The following is a 21,917-nucleotide window of genomic DNA, read 5'->3' on the forward strand; positions in this document are numbered from 1 at the left end:
CGTTGCAGCTGAGGCTTGATCTGGTAATGGCTCTGGCGTAGGTGCTGGTGCTGGTGCTGGTTCCGGTGTAGGTGTAGGTGTAGGTGTAGGTGTAGGTTGAGGCTCCGGATCTGGCATCGGGTCTGGTGTGGGCTCTGGCTCTGGCTCTGGCTCTGGCTCTGGGGCGGGCAGCGGTTCTGGCTCGGGTGTCGGCGCAGGTTCCGGGAGCGGTGCCGGATCATCGATGATCGGATCCTCGCTGCTGCCAGAGTCCAGAGGAGTGATTTCTATTTGGCACCCCGCCAAGAGCAGGGTAAGCAAGGCTGGGGTTAAAAAATGGCGTGTGATCATATCGAATACCTTCTGCGTTGAGCGATAGAGCGCATTCTAGAAGGTGTTCAATTTTAAGAGTGTGATCGGGTTCTTGTCGTTCTCTTTGTTGCAAATAGGACTTATCAAGTCAATTTAATGACGGTATTGGGCTATTTAAAAGATACTTTTCCGGCGCTTCCGGAAAAAGTATTATTAAAACGGCATTAAGCGAACTGGTTAACAGACTTTTGACGCGATATGGCTGATATTTTGTATGATTTTTGGCACTAAGTAATTTTTGTGCTCAGAACAACCAGATTCGCGCTAAGGATAGTCCCCCTAGGAGGGGCTCTGGATTAAATTGTCATATAAATATTGACAACCAGTCGCTTGCGCTGAGCGCCCACATGCATAGAATGAGCGCCACTTTATAGTTTTTGATGCCCAGAAGAGGAAAATGAAATGGATGTCAGTGTCGTTGTGTTAGCTGCCGGTCAAGGCTCTCGGATGAAATCTAGCCAGCCTAAGGTGTTGCATTGCCTAGCCGGCCAACCTTTGGCCGCCCATGTTGTAAAGGTGGCACGTCAATTTACTTCTGACATCAGCTTGGTAATTGGTCATGGCGCCGACCAGGTGCGCCAGTTCTTCGCCGAGCAACCGCTTAAGTTTTGCGTACAGAGTGAGCAGTTGGGTACCGGTCATGCCGTCAGTCAGGCACTGCCTCTGTTACCCAAAGAGGGCGCCGTGCTGATCCTCTATGGGGATGTGCCCTTAACCCGTGCCGAGACTCTGCAGCGATTAATCGAGCAGGTTTCAGATACCAGCATGGGCCTGCTGACCGTTAAGCTTGATGATCCGAGCGGGTATGGGCGCATCGTGCGCGACGCCGCCGGCCGGGTAACGTCGATTGTTGAACATAAGGACGCCTCCACCGAGCAGTTGACGATCAATGAAATTAACAGCGGTATTATTGCCGTACCAGCCTGGGCACTGCATGAGTGGCTACCGACCCTGTCGAATCAGAATGCCCAAGGTGAATACTATCTAACCGACCTGATTGAAATTGCCGTCAGCAAGGGTGTGGCGGTCAATACGGTTCACCCAACCGATGCAGAAGAAACGCTCGGCGTGAACAATCGGGTGCAATTGGCGCAGCTGGAACGCTGGCATCAACAGCAGATTGCCACCGAGCTAATGACCCAGGGTGTGACCCTGATGGATCCGAGCCGGATTGATGTGCGCGGTACCCTGAGCGCGGGCCAAGACTGCCTGATCGATGTGAACTGCGTCTTCGAAGGCACGGTGACCTTGGCGGACAATGTCTCCATCGGCCCCAACTGTGTGCTGCGCAATGCCACCATCGGGGCTGGCAGCGTGATCGAGGCGAATACCTTGATCGATGGCGCCAGCGTGGGGGCCTCGGCCCAGGTCGGTCCCTTTGCTCGCCTGCGACCCGGCACCCAATTGGCCGATAACACTAAGGTCGGTAACTTTGTTGAAACCAAGAAAGCGATTATTGGCGTTGGCAGTAAGGTCAATCATCTGAGCTATATAGGCGATACGGTGATCGGCAGCGGTTCGAATATCGGCGCCGGCACGATCAGCTGTAATTACGATGGGGTGAACAAATACGCCACCACGATTGGCAACAATGCCTTCGTCGGTTCCAATTCCACGCTGGTGGCGCCGGTCACCATTAGTGACGGTGCGTTCGTCGGCGCCGGGTCGGTGATTACCAAAACGGCCCCAGCCGACCAGTTGACAATAGGTCGGGCGCGCCAGATCACGGTCGCCAAATGGCAGAAGCCGGTTAAAAAATAACGCTCGGCCGACTAGGGGCCGAACAGGAACAGTAACCTTTTATACGGTATGGCACACGCAGGCAGCGCATCTGCTTAGCAGGAGATGCATTTGGCTTGCTGTATGTGCCATGCGTTAAATTATTAAACAAAATGTAACAGGAAAAAATTTATGTGTGGAATCGTTGGTGCAGTTGCGCAGCGAGATGTCGCTGATATCTTGGTTGAAGGCTTACGTCGCTTGGAATACCGCGGTTATGATTCCGCCGGGGTTGCCATTATCGATGGCGAGCGCTTGAATCGTGTGCGCCGCGTAGGCAAGGTCAATGAGTTGTCAATGGCCTTGAGCGCTGAGCCCCTAGCCGGTGGTACCGGCATTGCCCATACCCGCTGGGCCACGCACGGTGTGCCCAATGAGCAAAATGCCCACCCCCATATGTCCGGTGAACATATTGCCGTGGTCCATAATGGCATTATTGAAAATCATGCCAAGCTGCGTGCGCGTCTGCAAGGCGAAGGCTTTGTTTTCACCTCCGATACCGATACCGAAGTGATCGGGCACCTGATTGAGTTGGAACTGCGCACGTCCGACTCGTTGCTCGAAGCGGTGCAAAAAACCCGCAAGCAACTCGAAGGTGCCTACGGTGCGGTGGTGATCGATCGTCGCGATCCAAGCCGCTTGGTGGTTGCTCGTTCCGGCTCACCCTTGGTGATCGGCCTAGGTCTGGGCGAAAACTTTATCGCCTCGGACCAGCTTGCCTTGTTACCGGTGACACAAAACTTTATCTATTTGGAAGAGGGCGATGTTGCCGAAGTGACCCGCCGTTCGGTGCAGATCTTTGATCTCAACGACCAGAGCGTCGAGCGCGAAGCCATGGTCAGCGACCTGACCCATGAAGCGGGCGATAAAGGCCAGTACAAGCACTTTATGATGAAGGAAATACACGAGCAACCGACGGCGATACTGAGCACATTGGAAGGTCGTATTACCGAGACCCATGTGGTCACCGAAGCCTTTGGCGTTGGCGCCAATGAATTGTTGGCGGGTATTGAAAACGTTCAGATCGTGGCCTGCGGTACCTCATACAATTCGGGTATGGTCGCGCGCTATTGGTTCGAAGAGATAGCTGGCGTCTCATGCCAGGTTGAGATTGCGTCGGAATTTCGCTATCGCACCTCGGTGGTGCCGAAGAATTCACTCTTTATTACCCTGTCCCAATCGGGTGAAACCGCTGATACCTTGGCCGCCTTAATGCAGGCCAAAACGCAGGGTTACAAAGCCACGCTGAGCATCTGTAATGTGCCCGGCTCAAGTCTGGTGCGCGAATCCGACCTGGCCTTTATGATGCGTGCTGGCGCCGAAATTGGCGTCGCCTCGACCAAGGCCTTTACCGTCCAGCTGGTCGGTCTAATGTTGCTGGTATTGAGTGTCGCCAAACACCGCGGCATGGAGCAGCAGCGTATTACCGAGATTGTCACCGGCCTGCGCGCCTTACCCGCTCAGATCCAGCAGATGTTGTCGCTGAAAAGCACCATCGCGGCATTAGCCGAAGACTTTGCCGACAAGCACAATGCTCTGTTTCTGGGCCGGGGAACCCAGTACCCGATCGCCATGGAAGGCGCGCTAAAGCTCAAAGAGATCAGCTATATTCACGCCGAAGCCTATGCTGCCGGTGAACTCAAGCACGGCCCGCTGGCATTAATCGATGCCGATATGCCGGTGGTTGTGGTCGCGCCCAATAACGAGCTGTTAGAGAAGCTGCGCAGCAATATGGAAGAAGTTCGCGCGCGCGGCGGCCAACTCTATGTCTTCGCCGACAAATTGGCCCATTTCGAAGCTGGAGAGGGGTTGAAGTTGATCGAGCTGGAGCATATCGATGACGTGCTGGCGCCGATCCTCTACACCGTGCCGCTGCAATTGCTCAGCTACTATGTGGCCCTGATCAAAGGTACGGATATCGATCAGCCGCGTAATTTGGCGAAGTCGGTTACGGTAGAGTAAACAGGTGCCCTCTGGGTCTAGCCTGACGTGGTCAGTATTACTTGACTACGTCAGGCTAGACCGCAACTCGCAGGTTGCCAAAAGCAAAATAGTTGGCAAGAAGCCAGATTCAAGTATCAAACCAGGCCACTTAAAATAACCGATCACTTTGCTCATCAGCTCGAAAACAAAATCCAATCCAATCCCTAAGTATGCACAATAATCGATTCGACAGCAGTGACACGAACTGAGGTAGGTAGGATTATAGATGTTAGGGCATTATGACTATGTTCGGCAGTATTCCAAATTATTTTGGTCATGTGTCAAAATAGCCCGATATGAGTCATTTTAGCGCCTGACTAGCCGCCGTTGTTCTCTGAGTGAACTTGGCTGTGAATAGAGGTTACTGTCAATAAAAGTAAGACCACCTGTGCCATTATGCAAATGGGTTGGTTTTATTTTGGTAAATTTGAGAAAGTGATATGCGGTTCGAAAGTTCTTTGCTTTTTTTAATGTGGTTAACCATTTCATCAATGGCTTTGTCAGTTTCATCATCTAATATGTATTTACATATGTTGAAATGCTCACGATAGGTGTCGTCGACACTTTTTTGATCTGGCCATCCTTGGTAGCGTACGACTCGAATTCGATCATTAATATCCCGTAAGTAGTCTGGCAACACTTTATTACCTGTGATATCGGCCAAGTTGATATGAAAGATTTCTTCTGCTTCTTTAAGTTGGGTCGACGTTTGGCTGCCGTAAAAATATTCATCAGGTTGCCACTGTTCTAAAAGAGTTCTAATTGCTCCCTTATGGACTAAGTTGCCAGCAAGACGAACGGCAAATATCTCTAATTCAAGCCGAATGTCGTAATAGTCACTGATCCTTTCTAAATCGATATTCCGGACGAAACAGCCTTGCTTAGCGCGGACAAAAACGTGGCCTTCGGTTTCCAATCGTTGAAGTGCAGCGCGAATAGGTGTGCGGCTGGTAGTAAAATAATCAGCTAATTGACTTTCGGTTAAACGATAGCCAGGCGGTATATCAAAATTGGTAATCATGGTGAGTAACTTCTGATAAATCGTAATTACGGTAGTTTTCTTTGTAGTCATAGAGCCCTTCTTAAGCACTTAGATAGTGCATTGACAGTCTTACTTGTGCACTGAATTATGGCACGCGACTGTACTATTCAATCTAAACCAAATTCTAGCATACAACGTTGTATACAACAGAGGTAAAATAATTAACCATATTAATCAATGGGTTATATTAATATCTGGCTTCAATTCTCTCGTCATAAAGCTAATTGGCACAGGATGTGCCATTGACTAATTAGAACCTAACAATGACGGGAGTCACACAATGATAGACACAAAACAGAAAGCTGGCGTTAACGTAAGCCGACGGACACTTATTAAAGGCGCAGGGGCGGGTGCCGTTGTCGCTGCATCAAGTTTGAGTCCAGTGGCATTTAGTGAAGAAAAAACCGTTAACATGGGTTTTATTTATGTCGGGCCAAAAGACGATTACGGTTACAACCAAGCCCATTATGAAGGTAAGTCGGGTGTGGCTGAATTAAGCTGGGTTAAGGCCTTTGATGAAGAACAAGTTGCAGAAACTATTGAAGTCCAAAAATCTATGGAAAGTATGATTCAATTGGATGGTGCTCAAATATTGTTCCCAACTTCATTTGGATATTTTGATCCTCACATCCTAAAAATTGCCCCGAAATATCCAGATGTAATGTTCCTGCATTGCGGCGGTTTATATGATGATAGCAAGCATCCTGAAAATGTAGGCAGTTACTTTGGTTACATCGACGAGGCGGTCTATTTGTCAGGTATAGTTGCCGGTCATATGAGTAAAACAGGTAAACTTGGCTTTGTTGCTGCGATTCCTATCCCGCAGGTTTTGCGAAACATTAATGCTTTTACCCTAGGCGCTCAAAGTGTAAATCCAGCTATAACCACCAATGTTGTATTTACCGGTGGTTGGGCCAACCCAGTGAAAGAAGCAGAAGCTGCAACAAGTATGATCGATCAGGGTATTGATGTACTAACTTGTCATGTGGATAGCCCGAAAGTCGTTGTCGAAACGGCCGAAAAACGCGGAGTATATTCGTGTGGCTATCATACGAATAACCTTGCATTGGCGCCTAAAGGCTTTTTAACAGGTGCCGAGTGGAACTGGAGCAGCGTTTATGCTATGTACGCTGAAAAAATCATTAAGGGTGAGAAAATACCTAACCTGGTTCGGGGTGGTTTAAAAGAGGGTATTGTTAAATCGTCCTCATATGGACCTTCAGTAACGGCGGCCGCAAAGGCTGATGCAGAAGCTGCAAAAGCGCAACTGGTCGCAGGTGGCTTCTCTATCTTCAAAGGACCAATAAAAGATAATAAGGGAAATGAGGTAATTCCAGCTGGAAAAGCCTATCAACAAACCGACATTACCTTGGAAAGTATGGATTGGATGGTTGCGGGTGTTATTGGCTAACGCAGCCATAATTCCAAAATGACGAGCCCGATACATTCGGCGTTCGTCATTTCCAGTCGCCTTTCGAGACACTCTCAATGCAAAAAACTCTAGAACCAATAATCGTTACAGCAGTCGCTTTGTTGTTTTCAGTGTTGCTTATCGCATTATTTATAACCAGCACCGGTAACGATCCTATTGCTGTTTTTAAAACCATTTACAAAGGTTCATTTGGTAGTTGGTTTTCTGTTCAAAATACACTGGTTCGTGCGGCCCCATTATTGTTAACGGCACTCTGTACCGCGATTCCGGCAAGGGCGGGCTTGGTGATCATTGGTGGTGAAGGAGCGATGGTCATTGGTGGGTTATTTTCAGCAATTACCGGAATTTCGTTATCTGGAAATTCACCCATATTCATCTTGACGGCAATGATGCTTAGCGGTGCAATGAGTGGTGGGCTGTGGATCGCCCTTGCCGGTTTCCTGAATTATTACCGCGGTGTTAATGAGACTATTTCATCCCTACTGCTAAATTATATTGCTATTGCGATACTAAATTTTTTAGTTTTTGGAATGCTGAAAGATCCAGAAACTCTAAATAAACCAAGTAGCTTTCACATTGGTGAAGCCAATATGCTGGGTGTGATTGGTGAAAGCTCTATCCACTGGGGTATCGTGTTTGGTATTTTATTGTGTCTACTACTTTGGTTTGTGTCACTTCGTACGACCTTTGGTTTCTCTGTGTCTATTGTCGGCGGTAACCCAAGAGCAGCCAAATTAGCCGGTATATCGGTTGGCAAAATGATCGTGATTAGTTGTTTTATTGGCGGCGCTTGTGCCGGTCTGGCCGGGGTTATTGAAGTGGCTGCCGTGCATGGTCGAGCCAATGGTTCACTTAACTCCGGTTACGGCTATGCCGGTATTTTAGTAGCCTTTCTAGCGAGACATAACCCATTAGCAATTATCCCATTTGCTGTTTTGATGGGCGGCATACAAGCCGCGGGTGGTCTGCTGCAGCGCCGACATGGCTTACCTGATGCGTCAGTTGAGGTTATCCAGGGCATGATGTTCGTGGTGATACTTGGCAGTGAAGCACTCTATGGTCGAATGCCTTTCTTTAAAAATAAATCAATAGGGGTTTCTGTATGACAACCGATATTGGCCTATGGGGAGTTCTGATAGCAGTGCTCGGTGGGGCGGTACGAGTCGGTACACCGTTCTTATTTGTGAGTTTAGGTGAATGTTTAACTGAACGCAGCGGGCGCATTAACTTAGGTCTAGAAGGTAATTTGGTTATGGGAGCGATGGTGGCCTATGCCGTTTCCTATTACAGTGAATCGCCATTTTTAGGTGTAATTGCCGCGGCAGGAAGCGGGGTCGTGCTTGGTTTTTTGCATGCTTTTTTATGTCAAAACAAAAGGGTAAGTCATATTGCAGTTGGTATAGCACTGATGATTTTTGCTACAGGTTTGGCATTCTTTTTTGGTAAGGCATTTATTCAACCGACAGCACCTCGTTTGCCAGCAGTATCCCTAGGTTTGTGGAGTGACTCTCCAATCATTCAGGCCGCTATGGAAATCAATGTACTTTTTTTTATAGGTATAGCCATAGTACCTGTTTTGTATTTTGTATTGAAAAATACCCGCTGGGGATTGATGGTTCGAGTCGCTGGTGAAAGTGACAGTGCGGCACGAGCGTTAGGCTTCGACAGTCGTAAAATTCGTTGGGCAAGTACGATGATTGGGGGCGCGATGGCCAGCATCGGAGGCGCGTATTTATCGTTATATTACCCTGGCAGTTGGAACGAAGGTCTTTCTAGTGGACAAGGGTTAATGGCTGTCGCTTTGGTTATTTTCGCCCGTTGGAACCCGATCTATTGTTTTTTCGCGAGTTTACTCTTTGGTGCGGCTGCGGCCCTCGGCCCGTCACTTCAGGCCGTTGGAATTACCTGGGGCTATTACCTATTTAACGCGGCACCATATTTTTTAACGTTAATAATATTAGTGCTATCTTCATCGGCTGACAAAACCCTTGAGGGCATGCCGGGTGAATTCACTCGCTAAGGATTAATTATGAGCACAACTGTTAATTCACAACCCTATCTTTGGCCTTTCGATGGTCAGCTAAATACGCAAAATACCGCGTTAGTTATAATAGATATGCAAACTGATTTCTGCGGTAAAGGTGGGTATGTTGATGCAATGGGTTACGACTTAAGTTTAACTCAGGCGCCAATTAAGCCTATTAAAAAACTATTGGAAAAAGCGCGCTCAATGCGGATGCCAATTATTCATACTCGAGAAGGTCATCGCGCCGATCTTTCCGATCTGCCCAAAAACAAGCGCTGGCGGAGTCAGCAAATTGGAGCAGGCATTGGCGACGCAGGTCCCATGGGGCGAATATTGGTTCGGGGCCAACCAGGGTGGGATATTATCGAACAACTCTACCCAATGAAGGGTGAGATCATAATTGATAAACCGGGAAAAGGGTCATTTTATGCAACTGACCTGGACATGATCTTACGCCTACAGGGCATCCGAAATCTAATTCTCACCGGAATCACTACAGACGTATGCGTCAGCACAACTATGCGCGAAGCTAACGACCGCGGTTATGAATGTGTTGTGGTGAGCGATTGCTGTGGTGCAACGGATAACGCTAATCATCTAGCCGCATTGCACATGGTGACCATGCAAGGTGGCGTGTTTGGGGCAGTTGCTGATTCGAAATCAGTCTTAACCACACTGGATCAAATCACCTAGGCCAAGACCATGACTATGACTGATAATACCGTTGATTACATAGCAGCTGCCGATAATTCATCAGAAGGTAATGAAATTGCCGATGATAAGTACTTTGCCACCTCAGACAACACTGAGCAGCAAGAAAAACATAACATTTCAACCAATGACTCGATTCTTGAGGCGTTAAATATCAGCAAGCGCTTCGGAGACACCATTGCGCTAAAAAATGTTACATTGCGCTTGCGCAGAGGAACCGTTCATTCTTTGTTAGGTGAAAATGGTGCCGGTAAAAGTACCCTAGTGAAGTGCATAATGGGTTATTACCAACCTGATGAGGGCCAAATTACAGTTGCCGGCCAAGAGGCTGAGATTAGCCGACCGCAACAAGCTGCATTGGCTGGGATTGGTATGGTTTATCAACATTTTACGGTCATTGACAATATGACGGTTCTAGAGAATATTGTATTGGCTCGACCAATCATACCGCGCTGGGTTAACTGGAGAAATGAAGCAGAGTTAATTACCAATAAACTAAAAGATTTGCCTTTTAGTTTTGATTTAAAGCAAAAAGTATCAAGCTTATCTGCGGGTGAGAAGCAAAAGTTGGAGATTACGAAACAGCTTCTACTCGATACAAAAATACTAATTTTAGATGAACCAACATCGGTTTTAACACCCCAGGAAGCAGATTTTGTTCTAACCGAGTTAAAAAGAATGGCCAATAAGCTTGGCTTAACTGTGCTAATGATAACTCACAAGTTCCGCGAAGTTATGCAGTACTCAGACGATGTCACCGTGTTGCGAAAAGGCCAGTTCGTTGGCAGTTGTTCAGTAACAAAAACAACACCATTATTGCTTTCTGAGATGATGATGGGTGAAAAAATGACAGTAAAGCCACTGCAACGCAAGGCATGGCCGAATGTTTCTAACAAAAGCTTTAGTGTTGAAAAGTTAAGTATTAACAACGATCGTGGTTTGCTCGCTGTGAAAAATATTGATTTGACCGTCTTGGCAGGTGAGATCGTTGGAATTGCCGGAATTTCAGGAAATGGACAAAGTGAACTTGTTTCCGGTATAAGCGGACAACGAGCAATCAAGAGTGGTTCATTGGCAGTAGATGGGAAACCTTTTTCACCCACTCGAAAAAACTTACAAGCCGCGAAGGTTTTTTGTTTACCTGAGGAACCTTTGCGTAACGCTTGTGTGCCAAACTTAAGTGTTGCGGAGAATATGGCGCTGAGAAATTTTGATTTGACCTCAATGAGTTCAGGCTTCGGTATTTTAAGTTTTAGTAAAATCATCCAGCAAGCTAAATCATTAATTCTTAAATTTAATGTCAAAACACCCTCGGCATTTGAACCCATTGGGAACCTCTCTGGTGGTAACATTCAACGAGCCGTTTTAGCACGAGAGCTTTCTAACTCAGTAGACGTTTTAATAGTTGCAAATCCTTGTTTTGGTCTAGATTTTAGTTCCATAGCCTACATACGACAGCAAATTATGCTGGCCCGTAACGACGGAGCGGCGGTTCTATTGGTCTCGGAAGATCTCGAGGAGGTCATGCAAATGAGCGATCGTTTTTTTGTAATGTCAAACGGGGAGTTCATAATGGAATCTACACCAGAAAATGCAGATCTGGTATCTATAGGCCAGGCCATGGCTGGACATATGCAAAGGAACGCACCCAGAGGAGAGCACAACTATGAACAAGCCACTTGACGGTGAATTTGTTGCCGCAAAGCCTTACCCGTATCCGTTATCAATAAATAAACCCTGTTTGATAATTATTGATATGCAAAAAGATTTTTTGGAACCCGGTGGATTTGGCGAAAGTCTAGGCAACGATGTCAGCCTATTACGGTCCGTTATTGATCCGCTTAAAGCGCTGCTTAAACATTGCCGGAGCTTAGGAGTTCCTGTGGTTCATACTCGTGAGGGACATAAATCAGATATGTCAGATTGCCCGCCAGCAAAATTAAACCGGGGGAACACTAACTTAAAAATTGGCACCACAGGACCAATGGGTAGAATCTTAATTAATGATTCTGCGGGTAACCAAATAATTGACGAGTTAAGGCCGATAGAAGGAGAATTGGAATTACTTAAACCTGGCAAGGGAGCTTTTTATAATACTCAACTTGCAAGTCACTTAAAAACACTCGGTTGCACTCATTTACTTGTCGCTGGCGTAACTACTGAAGTCTGTGTGCAAACGACAATGCGCGAGGCAAACGATCGAGGTTTTGAATGTTTGTTATTGGAAGACTGTACAGAAAGTTACTTTCCGGAATTTAAACGTAGCACGATAGAAATGATCACCGCACAAGGTGGTATTGTTGGGTGGAGCACCGATAGTGTGACACTTCGTGAGGCCTTGGAGCGTTGTTATGGATGAAATGTTTAAAAGAATAGCTGTCCACGATTTGTTGGATCTTGAAAAAACGCTTAAACAGCGAAGGTGGCAAGAGCTACGACCAAGAGTTCATGTTTCCTATTTTTATCGGGAAAATGATGACGGCATGAGTGCAGCGCTGCTTCATTATGAAGCCGATGCCCGTGTAGCGGCGCATGAACATATAGGTTACGAGAATATTTTTATTTTGCACGGCTCACAACAGGATGCAAATGGAATTTACAAAAAGGGGAGCTTGTTGATTCACAGTAAGGACACTATTCATGATGTATATTCAAAAGACGGTTGTTTAGCCTTGGCAATTTGGCAAAATCCAGTACAGTTTATATAGTTAAAATCTGATGGTAAGTTTAGGGTTGCGTGTTGATAAATCCCGAATTCTCTTTCATCAAGACTTTAGGGGGCTATTTAATTTAAGTTCTGTAAGTGTAAATTAAAGTGTAATATGATAAATAATTAAAATTAGACGCTAGAACATTGATCAGTCTTGTTGCTCAGTTATGTTTAGGTGGGCAGGAATTACCTAAAGATCTATAGCTATTCCACTAATTGAAAATATTATGTCTAGTTTAAATTCGCAGCTGATGGTGACCATGACTGCTACGATAAAAAAGTGACGGGAAACAGCAGGACTTTAGGGCTAAGTTTAAATAACGGGGTTCGCAATTTGGATGCATTGTGCTGAAAACCCCGTTTTATATTTATAATAAATAATATGGCGGCATTTGGGTTTAGGGTTATAAGTGGTTGAGGCTTAATATGCCAATATTTGTACATCAGTTAGCCATTATATTTTCGTTTGGATTTTGGGAAGCCACAGCTAGTGCCATCAACTACCTTTATGTCATTTTCCCATGGCAAACAATACTCACCGGCCATTAGATCTCGCATAAATTGATAAGGGCAATCTTTTGCTCCCCCGTCAATGGCAACGTAACCTCGATGCCCTAACTGATAGATATTGTTTTCGACACCCCAATTAATCCTCGCCTCATGAATCAGGTCAGGTCGTATTTCCGCAGAAATGATCTCATTAGAACGACCATTACTACTGTAAGCTAATATGGTTCCGTCGAAATTAACAATCATACCTTCACCCATGGAATCAAATGAACCATCGCTGCCACTCATACATACATTGGCTGTCGCCATCAAATTACAGAAAGAATTGCTTTGGTTCGTGAAACGCCATGCTTCTCGTATTGGAGCGGTGTATCCTGCCGTGCGTAACATGATGTCAGCACCCTTGTAGGCGCATTCTCTGGCCATTTCTGGAAACATTCCATCGTGGCAAATAATAAGGGCCAATGTGCTCCCGTTGGGGCCGGGACAAACGGGTACGCCAACGTTCCCAGGTTCCCAAGGTTCCACCGGTGTCCATGGGTGCATCTTGCGGTAATTTAGTTTTATCTCCCCAAAGTTGTCGATTATTAAACCGGTATTATAAGGGTTGCCATCTGGGTTAATTTCCATTATTGAAAAACAGCCCCAAATATTATTATCGATACAGGCTTGTTGGAAAGACCGGACTTCTGGCCCATCAACCGCGCACATAATATCAGAGTTGGTCGCCATGCTGAGTCCATGCAAGGAATACTCTGGAAAAACCACAAGGTCACAGCCAGCTAAATTTCGACGTGCCTTGGCCACCATTGACACTATAATAGCCGCCTGCGCGGTAAGCTGTTTTTTTGTTTCGACAACGGGCAATTGTAATTGAACGACACTTACAATAACGCCGTTAGGACTTTTGTTTAATCCACTCAGACCAGACATATCACACTCCCATTTTGAATACTAATCGCATAATTTTGATCCTGGATGGTCTTTCAATATCATGAAGCCAATTGTGGAATTGCCGCGAGCAGTGTCTTAGTGAATAGATGTTTTGGCTTGCTCATCACTTCTGCGGTTTCTCCGGATTCGACAATCTTACCAGATTGCATAACCAGTATTCTTTGACTTAACATACGAACTACGTTCAAGTCATGGCTAACAAATAGATAGCTTAAGTTATGCTCGCGCCTTAAATGTTCTAACAATTGCAACACGATTGCTTGAACAGATACATCTAAAGCAGATGTTGGTTCATCTAGAATAAGTAACTTTGGGTTTAAGGCGATGGCACGCGCTATACCAACACGAGCTTTTTGACCGCCGCTGAGTTGATGTGGTAATCGATAGATGAGCTCCAAGGGGAGTCCAACTTTTTCGGCTAGTTGATAGACTTGGTCTTTTAGATTAGCTTTGTTAAAGTCTTTTTGTAGCCGTAGAATCGGCTCGGAAATCAACTGAAAAGCACTGTGACGTGGGTTAAGTGAACCTGTAGGGTCTTGGAAAACCATTTGAATATCTTTCCTGCGTGGACTCCGTATAAAGTCACGATCCGAAACCTGACCAATATCCTCCCCAAGAAAAAGAATCCGACCTTCACTGGGTTGCTCCAAGCGCGCAATTAACCTTGATGTTGTTGACTTTCCGCAGCCAGATTCCCCTACCAAGCCAACGCATTCGCCCTGGTAAATTGTAAAGTTAACGCCGTCAACTGCATTGAAGGTATTACCTTGGGATTTGAATCCGCCTTGACTCTTTAGTATGTAGGTTTTGACAAGGCCTTCAACCTTCAGTAATTCTTTTTTCTCTACGTCAACAGCAGGCTTCGACAGTTCCACAGGAACTGTTGGCGTTAGGTGTTCAACTTTACTACTGATTCCCGGCGTTGCAGCAAGCAGTTTTTTTGTGTAACTATGTTGAGGTGATGTGAATAGACTGTGATCATCACAGGCTTCAACAACCTGGCCTTTCTCCATGACCACAAATTTATCGCAATATTGATATGCCATACCCAGGTCGTGAGTAATCAATATTACGGCCAAGTTTCGGTGTTTGACCAGACCCATAATTAAATCCATGATCGATTTCTGTGTGGTAACATCCAGGCCAGTTGTTGGTTCATCTGCAATCAACAAACGGGAGTTGCAGGCCAAAGCGAGAGCGATCATAACTCTCTGGCACATGCCACCGCTAAGCTCAAAAGGGTAGGCATTGGTTACGCGTTTAGTGTCTTGTATCTCGACCTTATGCAACAGTTCAATGACCTTTCGGGGGGCAGTTTGACTAGTCGCTTGGGCATGTTGGCGTAACATATCAGACAGTTGATCGCCGACTTTACGGATAGGATTCAGAGTGGACATTGGGTTTTGAAAGATCATGGCGATTTCACGACCCCGAATATCTTTCAGTAAGCTTGCACTAGGATTTTCGAGATTCATACCATCAAAAGTGATACTCCCCTTTGCAATTTTGCCGTTATTGCCGAGAAGATTAAGAATACTGTAGGCTGTAACTGACTTGCCACTGCCGCTTTCGCCGACAATTGCGATCACTTCTCCCTTATTTAAGTTAATATTAATATCATCTATTGCGTGAACCACACCGCGTCGAGTTGCGAAGTCCACGGCAAGATTTTTTATCTGTAAGAAGGGTTTAGCCATAAAACTATGTCCTTTTCTGGGGGTCCACGAGGTCACGGAGGGCATCGCCCAGTAAGTTGAAGCAGAACACTGCAAGCATTAAAATTAAGCCTGGAAATAATACCAGCCACCATTCTCCAGAAATGATGTAATTGGCTCCTTCGGCAACCATAATTCCCCATTCAGCTACTGGTGGTCGCACCCCTAAACCAATAAAGGACAAACCAGCGGCATTTAGAATTGCCCAGCCCATGTTTAGGGACATTTGTACCATTAACGCAGGTAGGCAATTTGGGAAAATATGAAATACTAAGGTCCGCAGGTGTGTATTCCCCGACAATAGTGCGGCCTGAACATACTGGTGGTTCCGTTGGATCGTCACCTCGGCACGTGCAACCCGAATAAAAAACGGAATATTGATCAATGCTGTTGCGTATATGACATTAGTTAACGAGTTACCAAGAACAGCAACAATGCCCATTGCTAAGACAAACAACGGAAAGGCCAGTATGGTGTCTGCTATTCTGCCGATAATTCGGTCGTACCACCCTCCAAAATAGCCCGCAAGACACCCTAACGATGTGCCTACCAGCGCGCTTATTGATACAGCAGAAAGTGCTATCCAAAGGTCTAAGCGAGTGGCAACCACAACCCGAGAAAAAACATCCCTACCGAGGTGGTCCGTGCCGAAAAGGTGTAAAAATGAGGGTGCCTGTAAAGCAATTGATGTGTCACTGGCGATTGGGTCAAATGGCACCCAAAATGGTCCCGTTATCCCAACCAATATGAAAATCAGAAACAATACTATAGAAAACATTGATATCGGATTTTGACTAAGGATATACCATGTCTGCTGTCGCCAATCGTGTTGTTCTGATGTTGCGCTATTTTGGCTATGTTGGCTAAGTTCTGGATCTAGCTTAGTGTCGGTATTTCTCACCATATTTTTGTTCAACAAAAGATCACCCATCAATGCTAACCCTCGGATCAACCAGCGTATACAAAATGTCAATTACCAAGTTCAATACAACAAACATAACAGCCATAACCAAAATAAAACCTTGCACTGCTGCAAAGTCAGAGGCTACGAGTGCATCCACAGCAAAGGAACCTATACCTGGCCAAGAGAACACCTTTTCAACTAAAACGTTTGCGCCTAGCAAGTACGAAAAAACAAGACCCATGATTGTTAGTAACGGTAACATTGCGTTGCGTAAGGCATATACAAAAATTATTTTCCGCCGACCAATTCCATTCGCTGTTGCGGCCTTGACATATTCACTACCCATCGCGGTTAACATGGCCGAACGGGTCATTCGCGCTATAGGTGCGAGGGCAAATATAGCCAGAGTAATGGCCGGCAATATCAGCTGTTTTGCAGCTGCGGCTGCTGTTTCAAAGTCACCATTTATCATTGCGTCAATGGTATAAAAACCAGTAACTTTTGGTGGTGATAAATAAAAGAAGTCTAGACGACCAATAGGTGAGGGCGCCCAGCCAAGTAAATAGTAAAAAACAAAAACTAGTAAAAGACCGCTGAAAAAAATAGGCGTAGATGCGCCGGCGGTTACAAATATACGACACAGATGGTCGATCCAGGTATTTGGATTCACAGCAGCGAGAATGCCTAAGGGAATGGCCGCCATTAAAGCTAACGCGAGTCCCGTCAAAGTCAATTCCAATGACGCTGGAAAACGAGCAGATAATTCACTGGCAACCGATTGGCCAGTGTTTAGAGAAACGCCAAGATTACCCTGTGTAAGGTTCTTGCAGTAGACTATAAATTGATGAAATATACTTTTATCTAAGCCTAACTGCTCACGAATTTGAGCAATGGACTCTTCATCTGCGGTAATGCCTGCAAAATAAACTGCAGGATCACCAGGCAGGGAACGGGTTAGTACAAAGGCGACAACTATGACGCCAATTAAAGATGGCACTGCTAACAATATCCGCTGCCCTATCATTTTTAGCTTCAGAAAAAACACTATTATTACCACAAATTAAGTAGGCCACTCTGTTGTTCGTGGCAAACACTAAATTAACGAAGAAAAGATCTCGGACCAGGTGTGAATTGGTGCGAGATCTTACTTAATAAACTTTAGCCCTTTATAATTACTTTTTGGAGAATGATCGAATATCTAATTGACGGTGAAACCAGTTAACAAAACCTTCAACGCCAGGCGCCATAGCCACTTCCAAAGTGGGTTGCCAAATCGGAATGAGTGGTACATCGTTAAAGCCGATTTCCATCAATCGCTTGATATTTTTTTCGTATCGTGGGTCTTCAACTGCCATCGGTAAAGTGACATCAACTAGCTGCTCGAGCTCCGGGTTCATGTAGTTCATTGAGTTAAACAAGTGACCTTCTTGATAGACCCAATAGAAATAATAGTCTACATAATTCAACCAACCACCGAAGTTTTTAAGGTGCAACTCAAGTCCTTTCTCAACAAGAGCTTTAGTTCTCCAGCTTGCTCCTGGGATCTTATTAATAGTAGTTTTAATGCCAATCTTCCCGAGGCTTTCTTGCATTAAAATTGCGGTCGGCTCTGTCCACTCAGCGAAGCTAAGATCGATAGACAACGGCACCTCAAAGCCATCGGCATAACCGGCTTCGGCCATTAATGACTTTGCTTTCTGAATGTTGGTGTCATACGGGAAGGGTTGCGGCCAAACGGTTGTAGTAGGCGAGGTGCTCGCACCGCCCCACATTTTTGCGCCGAGACCATAAGCAGCGGTATCGAAAATCTTTTGGTAGGGCATAGCAAAAGCGACTGCTTGTCTCACTTTCACATTCTTAAAGGGTTCGAAATTCATATTCAAGCCGACGGCATGCATAGAATTATCAATTGTTGTGCTTACAACTGTCAATTTACCGGCTTCAGACAATTCTTTAGAATCTTTGTTAGGTAGACCTAATGCTACATCAGCGTCACCTTTTTCAACTAGGGCTCTGCGGGTAGACGAGTTAGGTACTTCACGCACGATAACGCGCTTAATAGCTGGTAGTGGGCCGTTTTTCCAATTATCAAATCGAGTATAAACGAGTTGCTCGCCGGGCTCCCAACGTTCTAACATATAGGCACCGCCGCCTGCTGGTGTTTTATGCAAATACTCTGTGGCCCAAGGATCTTCTACGGTTGCATTTGCAAGCGCGACTTTACTATTAATTACTATCGGAACTGGTACGGCTAAATCTGGCAGGGTTAATTTATTTGAAGAGGTCATTTTCACTTTAAATGTTAGCTCATCAACGACTTCAAACTGGTCAACGGAATTCATTCCGCCCGCAGACATTTGCACACCGGGAAACCCGCCTAACGTAACTGCGCGATCGAAGGACCACTTAACATCTGCTGCCGTGACTCGAGAACCATCCCAAAATGTTGCATCTTCTCTTAAATTGAAAAGGTAAGCGGTACCATCATCAACCAACTCCCAGCTAGTCGCTAACTCTGGGTTTATTACCGTTGAGTCATATCGATAACCTCCGTTACCTTCCGAACGAATGCCAAAGCTGACAAGGCGATCATACATGTTGACCGCTACCTGATAGCTTGGTCGATTGGTACCGACGCGCATAATATCCATACTATTAACGCTCGCACCAGAAACAATAACCAGTGTATCTTCACGAGAAGCGGCTATAACATTACTTGATAATGTTGCGGATACTGAAAGAGCAAGTATCCCAGCCCATGCGGTTCTAAATATATGGTGTTTCATCTTATTATCCTCAAAATTATGTTAATTATTCCTAAGTATTTAAACCATGTGCTAGCCTTACACTTCGTCTATATAGTTTCTCCAGCTTCCAAAGTGGCTAATATTTTCAGCGCCATCTTCCGAAATTTTTTCGCAGATAAAGCCACTTACCTGAGAGCCGTCTTTTAAGACTACTTTGCCGATGCCAAGCGGCATTGGAATTCCAGAAATGAATGTCCCTACGTGTTCTAAGGGTATAGCCCAAACCTCAAGTTCAATCGCGACACCGGTGCTTGGTGTTCTTACCAAACCGGGCCGAAACGGATTAGAACCTGCTAGTCTAAATAGTTGGTAACTTTCGCTTGTTGTTGTTGTATATAAATATCGAGCACCCAATTTAGTCAGCTCTCCGTTAAGCGGTAGGCCCGACATGTGCGCGCCACATACTGACAATGCAAGCTCGGTATTTGGGTCTACATCGTTGGTTAGCTGTTTCGTGTCTAATGGCCAGTCGGTGGCCCCCAATGCCGCATGCCCGTTCTCTTGCAATTTATATGCAATCTCGGCGATCACGTTGTCTTTGCCCGCGGTTGCTAGTAACGTCACACTACCTGGAAGGCCATCTTTTCTAGGATCGACAGGCACCGTTATCGCGGACATGTCCAAAAAATTTGCAAAATTTGTGTAGGTACCAAGATTTGAGTTTGGTGTTATTGGGTCGGCGATTAAATCGGCAACGCTATAGAAAGTTGGAATAGAGGGTACGCAGATAAAATCTAAGTCAGCCAATTTAGACCTGATAGTTCTTTTTAACGACTGTAATTTATAGATGTCCTTAAATGCATCTGCTGCTGAATACTTTTTTGCCTGTGATATAATTTGCTTAGTTATAGGATTAAATGAACCAGGAGATTTTTCAAGGAAATCCCCAACAGCGGCATAACGTTCTGCCACCCAAACACCTTCGTATAGCAGACTTGCTGCACTATAGAACGGTTCAAAGTCCAGCTCTATGAGCTCCGCTCCGTGTTTAGCCAACTCTTCAAGAGTATGGTCAAAGGACGCTTGTTGAATTTTATCGCCAAAAAATCTAATTGAATCCCCGCTTGGAATACCTATCTTCTTAGATAAGGTACTTGCATTAAGCTTTGGATTCGAAAAATTTCGAGAATAGGAGTCTTGTTCATCGTAGACGGCGGCGAGCTGGAAGACTGTATAAGCGTCAGCAACCGTTGCCGCAAATATGGAGATGGTATCTAACGTCCGGCACGCAGGTACAACCCCGGTGTTAGATAAGCTGCCAAGGGTTGGTTTTAAACCGACGATGCTGTTAAGTGCCGCGGGGACTCTACCGGAGCCGGCCGTATCCGTCCCCAGTGAAAAAGTTACTATTCCGTGGGCAACGGAGACGGCAGAACCGGAGCTGGACCCACCCGGGACTATTGTTGGGTCGATCGCGTTCTTGGGAATTGGGTATGGTGTTCGTACACCTACCAAGCCAGTTGCGAATTGGTCTAGGTTTGTTTTCCCCACACATATCGCGCCTGCTTCTCGTAAGAGATTTACGACAAATGAATCGCTGGGTGGTTCATAACTGAAATCAGGACATCCCGCGGTAGTGGTTAGACCTAGAACATCAATATTGTCTTTGACGGCAAAAGGGATACCCCAAAGCGGTTTAGATATAGGATCAAATTCACCTAACTCAGAAATGGCTCGTTCGGTATATTGCAAAGATGATTGCGAAATAAAAATGCCAGCGTCGTCGGCCTGATTGATCCGCCTGAAACATTCAGATATGACATCTGCAACCTTCGTTTGGCTTCGATAAGCGAGATGCAAACTATCAATGGTGAACGGCAGATTACGTAACATGTTGAATTTTTACCAGGACAAATATGAAGAATTCATTTAACCAATCAATAGTGACGCGGTATACTGCTCATTTGACACATGCCTGCTGCAAAAAATGCATCACATTAACCTACGGAGCGTCCAATGCGTCACTTACAACCCCTTGAATACTTCAATGCTATTGTCGCTGCTGGCTCTATCCGCAAAGCGGCGGAAACGCTATCGATAACGTCAACCGCATTAAATAGGCGGCTTTTGGCGATTGAAGAAGAATTAGGTGTGGATTTATTTGAGCGCTTGCCTAAAGGTGTTCAGTTATCTGCCGCGGGAGAGATTTTACTGCTCCATATTCGTGAGCAAATTGCGGATATGGCCCGGGTTAAAAGCCAAATATCCGATCTAAAAGGTGAGCGCCGAGGCCATGTAGCGATTGCTTGTAGCCAAGCAATTTTAACGTCATTTTTACCTGTGGAAATTTCAAAATATCGGTCTCAACATCCCTTTGTTACCTTTTCAGTCCAAGTGCGCGATAGGGCGGCGGCTGAGGAGGCTTTGTTAGATAGAAGTGCAGATTTAGCGTTAGTATTTGAGCCGGTGCAACTGGCTGATTTCCAAACCCTTTTGGCTGTTAAGCAATCGGTTTGGGTCTTAATGCCAAAAGATCATCCTTTAGCACATAAACCAATTTTACGACTGAGAGAATGCTTAAGGTTTCCTGTTGGTTTGCCGACAAAACAGTATGGCGTACGTCATATTTTGGAAGCCAGTGCTCGTCGGATCTCATTGAATCTAGCGCCCGTGGTCGAATCAGACAGTTTCGATTATTTACGATATCAAGCTGTAGAGGAAGGGATCATCACATTTCAGATTGAGATCGGCTTACCGCTCAACTTAGAATCTATCGGCTTGGTTGCTTGTAAACTTGACGAGCGCGATGTGCCCGATGGGGTGTTGTACGTCGGGCAACTAAAAGGAAGAACATTGCCCGTTGCGGGAGCAAAGTTCGCCAATCAAATCCTTGCAGCCCTAGGACAAAGATGTGACTCTTAAGGCGGTAAGGCCATTGATCTCAGCGCCGTGCCTAGTCGCGTTCGGAAGTTATGTTTCAAATAACTTTAAGATATACCGAGTTGTGGGTTAAATATTTCATGATTTTTATTGGATTCAATATGTGTTATTAA

Annotated in this window: 18 protein-coding genes; 10 read left to right on the forward strand and 8 right to left on the reverse strand. The window is 45.6% G+C overall.

Annotated features, from left to right (window positions below):
• Positions 1-330: hypothetical protein (locus tag AC4FIC_RS06990; protein WP_490359389.1), on the reverse strand; the 330-nt coding region annotated here is incomplete at its 3' end.
• Positions 331-753: 423 nt separating this feature from the next.
• Here AC4FIC_RS06990 and glmU point away from each other — a divergent pair.
• Positions 754-2,112, forward strand: coding sequence for a bifunctional UDP-N-acetylglucosamine diphosphorylase/glucosamine-1-phosphate N-acetyltransferase GlmU (glmU, locus tag AC4FIC_RS06995; protein WP_100255850.1), 1,359 nt, complete (start codon positions 754-756; stop codon positions 2,110-2,112).
• Positions 2,113-2,262: 150 nt separating this feature from the next.
• Positions 2,263-4,092 carry a glutamine--fructose-6-phosphate transaminase (isomerizing) gene (gene glmS / locus AC4FIC_RS07000; RefSeq protein WP_273283724.1) on the forward strand — a complete coding sequence of 610 codons (1,830 nt, stop codon included), beginning with the start codon at positions 2,263-2,265 and terminating at the stop codon, positions 4,090-4,092.
• 415 nt (positions 4,093-4,507) lie between these two features.
• Here the strand turns inward: glmS and AC4FIC_RS07005 are convergent, their stop codons facing one another.
• The gene (locus AC4FIC_RS07005) at positions 4,508-5,185 is read right to left on the reverse strand and encodes a GntR family transcriptional regulator (protein WP_100255852.1); all 678 of its coding nucleotides are present in this window, start codon (positions 5,183-5,185) and stop codon (positions 4,508-4,510) included.
• Positions 5,186-5,435: 250 nt separating this feature from the next.
• On the opposite strand from AC4FIC_RS07005, the gene AC4FIC_RS07010 reads away from it, so the two are divergent.
• The 7 genes from AC4FIC_RS07010 to AC4FIC_RS07040 all read left to right on the forward strand — a co-directional run bounded on the left by AC4FIC_RS07010 (position 5,436) and on the right by AC4FIC_RS07040 (position 12,032).
• The gene (locus AC4FIC_RS07010; protein ID WP_100255853.1) at positions 5,436-6,566 is read left to right on the forward strand and encodes a BMP family ABC transporter substrate-binding protein; all 1,131 of its coding nucleotides are present in this window, start codon (positions 5,436-5,438) and stop codon (positions 6,564-6,566) included.
• A 77-nt stretch (positions 6,567-6,643) separates the two neighbouring features.
• On the forward strand, positions 6,644-7,693 hold the full coding sequence (locus AC4FIC_RS07015; RefSeq protein ID WP_100255854.1) for an ABC transporter permease: 1,050 nt from the start codon (positions 6,644-6,646) through the stop codon (positions 7,691-7,693).
• Positions 7,690-8,607, forward strand: coding sequence for an ABC transporter permease (locus tag AC4FIC_RS07020; RefSeq protein WP_273283720.1), 918 nt, complete (start codon positions 7,690-7,692; stop codon positions 8,605-8,607). Before AC4FIC_RS07015 ends, AC4FIC_RS07020 begins: the two co-directional genes overlap by 4 nt.
• Before the next feature lie 9 nt (positions 8,608-8,616).
• On the forward strand, positions 8,617-9,306 hold the full coding sequence (gene biuH / locus AC4FIC_RS07025) for a biuret amidohydrolase (protein ID WP_273283718.1): 690 nt from the start codon (positions 8,617-8,619) through the stop codon (positions 9,304-9,306).
• A gap of 15 nt (positions 9,307-9,321) precedes the next feature.
• Positions 9,322-11,007: an ABC transporter ATP-binding protein gene (locus AC4FIC_RS07030; protein WP_273283716.1), complete on the forward strand. Its 1,686-nt coding sequence runs from the start codon at positions 9,322-9,324 to the stop codon at positions 11,005-11,007.
• Positions 10,991-11,683 carry a cysteine hydrolase family protein gene (locus tag AC4FIC_RS07035; RefSeq protein ID WP_100255857.1) on the forward strand — a complete coding sequence of 231 codons (693 nt, stop codon included), beginning with the start codon at positions 10,991-10,993 and terminating at the stop codon, positions 11,681-11,683. Before AC4FIC_RS07030 ends, AC4FIC_RS07035 begins: the two co-directional genes overlap by 17 nt.
• Positions 11,676-12,032 (forward strand): cupin domain-containing protein, encoded by a 357-nt coding sequence (locus tag AC4FIC_RS07040; protein ID WP_100255858.1) that lies wholly within the window; start codon positions 11,676-11,678, stop codon positions 12,030-12,032. The genes AC4FIC_RS07035 and AC4FIC_RS07040 overlap by 8 nt, the downstream gene beginning before the upstream one ends.
• 449 nt (positions 12,033-12,481) lie before the next feature.
• On the opposite strand, the gene AC4FIC_RS07045 is transcribed toward AC4FIC_RS07040, so the two are convergent.
• The 6 genes from AC4FIC_RS07045 to atzF all read right to left on the reverse strand — a co-directional run bounded on the left by AC4FIC_RS07045 (position 12,482) and on the right by atzF (position 20,757).
• Complete coding sequence (locus tag AC4FIC_RS07045) at positions 12,482-13,477, reverse strand: formamidase (protein WP_100255859.1); 996 nt, start codon at positions 13,475-13,477, stop codon at positions 12,482-12,484.
• Between the two features lie 59 nt (positions 13,478-13,536).
• Positions 13,537-15,195 carry a dipeptide ABC transporter ATP-binding protein gene (locus AC4FIC_RS07050; protein ID WP_273286485.1) on the reverse strand — a complete coding sequence of 553 codons (1,659 nt, stop codon included), beginning with the start codon at positions 15,193-15,195 and terminating at the stop codon, positions 13,537-13,539.
• Between the two features lie 4 nt (positions 15,196-15,199).
• Complete coding sequence (locus tag AC4FIC_RS07055; protein WP_227003733.1) at positions 15,200-16,144, reverse strand: ABC transporter permease; 945 nt, start codon at positions 16,142-16,144, stop codon at positions 15,200-15,202.
• A complete protein-coding gene (locus tag AC4FIC_RS07060) occupies positions 16,137-17,162 on the reverse strand; it encodes an ABC transporter permease (protein ID WP_227003734.1) in 1,026 nt (341 codons plus the stop codon). Before AC4FIC_RS07060 ends, AC4FIC_RS07055 begins: the two co-directional genes overlap by 8 nt.
• 127 nt (positions 17,163-17,289) lie before the next feature.
• The gene (locus AC4FIC_RS07065; RefSeq protein ID WP_100255862.1) at positions 17,290-18,903 is read right to left on the reverse strand and encodes an ABC transporter substrate-binding protein; all 1,614 of its coding nucleotides are present in this window, start codon (positions 18,901-18,903) and stop codon (positions 17,290-17,292) included.
• A 57-nt stretch (positions 18,904-18,960) separates the two neighbouring features.
• Positions 18,961-20,757 carry an allophanate hydrolase gene (atzF, locus tag AC4FIC_RS07070; RefSeq protein WP_100255863.1) on the reverse strand — a complete coding sequence of 599 codons (1,797 nt, stop codon included), beginning with the start codon at positions 20,755-20,757 and terminating at the stop codon, positions 18,961-18,963.
• 123 nt (positions 20,758-20,880) lie between these two features.
• Here atzF and AC4FIC_RS07075 point away from each other — a divergent pair, with 123 nt between their 5' ends.
• Complete coding sequence (locus tag AC4FIC_RS07075) at positions 20,881-21,786, forward strand: LysR family transcriptional regulator (RefSeq protein ID WP_100255864.1); 906 nt, start codon at positions 20,881-20,883, stop codon at positions 21,784-21,786.
• Positions 21,787-21,917: the final 131 nt, after the last annotated feature.

Source organism: Reinekea sp. (assembly GCF_982785585.1).

Bases quoted from the DNA above. Each gene is read 5' to 3' on its own strand.
- glmU (WP_100255850.1), top strand. From the start codon at position 754: ATGGATGTCAGTGTCGTTGTGTTAGCTGCCGGTCAAGGCTCTCGGATG.
- glmS (WP_273283724.1), top strand. From the start codon at position 2,263: ATGTGTGGAATCGTTGGTGCAGTTGCGCAGCGAGATGTCGCTGATATC.
- AC4FIC_RS07005 (WP_100255852.1), bottom strand. From the start codon at position 5,185: ATGACTACAAAGAAAACTACCGTAATTACGATTTATCAGAAGTTACTC.
- AC4FIC_RS07010 (WP_100255853.1), top strand. From the start codon at position 5,436: ATGATAGACACAAAACAGAAAGCTGGCGTTAACGTAAGCCGACGGACA.
- AC4FIC_RS07015 (WP_100255854.1), top strand. From the start codon at position 6,644: ATGCAAAAAACTCTAGAACCAATAATCGTTACAGCAGTCGCTTTGTTG.
- AC4FIC_RS07020 (WP_273283720.1), top strand. From the start codon at position 7,690: ATGACAACCGATATTGGCCTATGGGGAGTTCTGATAGCAGTGCTCGGT.
- biuH (WP_273283718.1), top strand. From the start codon at position 8,617: ATGAGCACAACTGTTAATTCACAACCCTATCTTTGGCCTTTCGATGGT.
- AC4FIC_RS07030 (WP_273283716.1), top strand. From the start codon at position 9,322: ATGACTGATAATACCGTTGATTACATAGCAGCTGCCGATAATTCATCA.
- AC4FIC_RS07035 (WP_100255857.1), top strand. From the start codon at position 10,991: ATGAACAAGCCACTTGACGGTGAATTTGTTGCCGCAAAGCCTTACCCG.
- AC4FIC_RS07040 (WP_100255858.1), top strand. From the start codon at position 11,676: ATGGATGAAATGTTTAAAAGAATAGCTGTCCACGATTTGTTGGATCTT.
- AC4FIC_RS07045 (WP_100255859.1), bottom strand. From the start codon at position 13,477: ATGTCTGGTCTGAGTGGATTAAACAAAAGTCCTAACGGCGTTATTGTA.
- AC4FIC_RS07050 (WP_273286485.1), bottom strand. From the start codon at position 15,195: ATGGCTAAACCCTTCTTACAGATAAAAAATCTTGCCGTGGACTTCGCA.
- AC4FIC_RS07055 (WP_227003733.1), bottom strand. From the start codon at position 16,144: ATGGGTGATCTTTTGTTGAACAAAAATATGGTGAGAAATACCGACACT.
- AC4FIC_RS07065 (WP_100255862.1), bottom strand. From the start codon at position 18,903: ATGAAACACCATATATTTAGAACCGCATGGGCTGGGATACTTGCTCTT.
- atzF (WP_100255863.1), bottom strand. From the start codon at position 20,757: ATGTTACGTAATCTGCCGTTCACCATTGATAGTTTGCATCTCGCTTAT.
- AC4FIC_RS07075 (WP_100255864.1), top strand. From the start codon at position 20,881: ATGCGTCACTTACAACCCCTTGAATACTTCAATGCTATTGTCGCTGCT.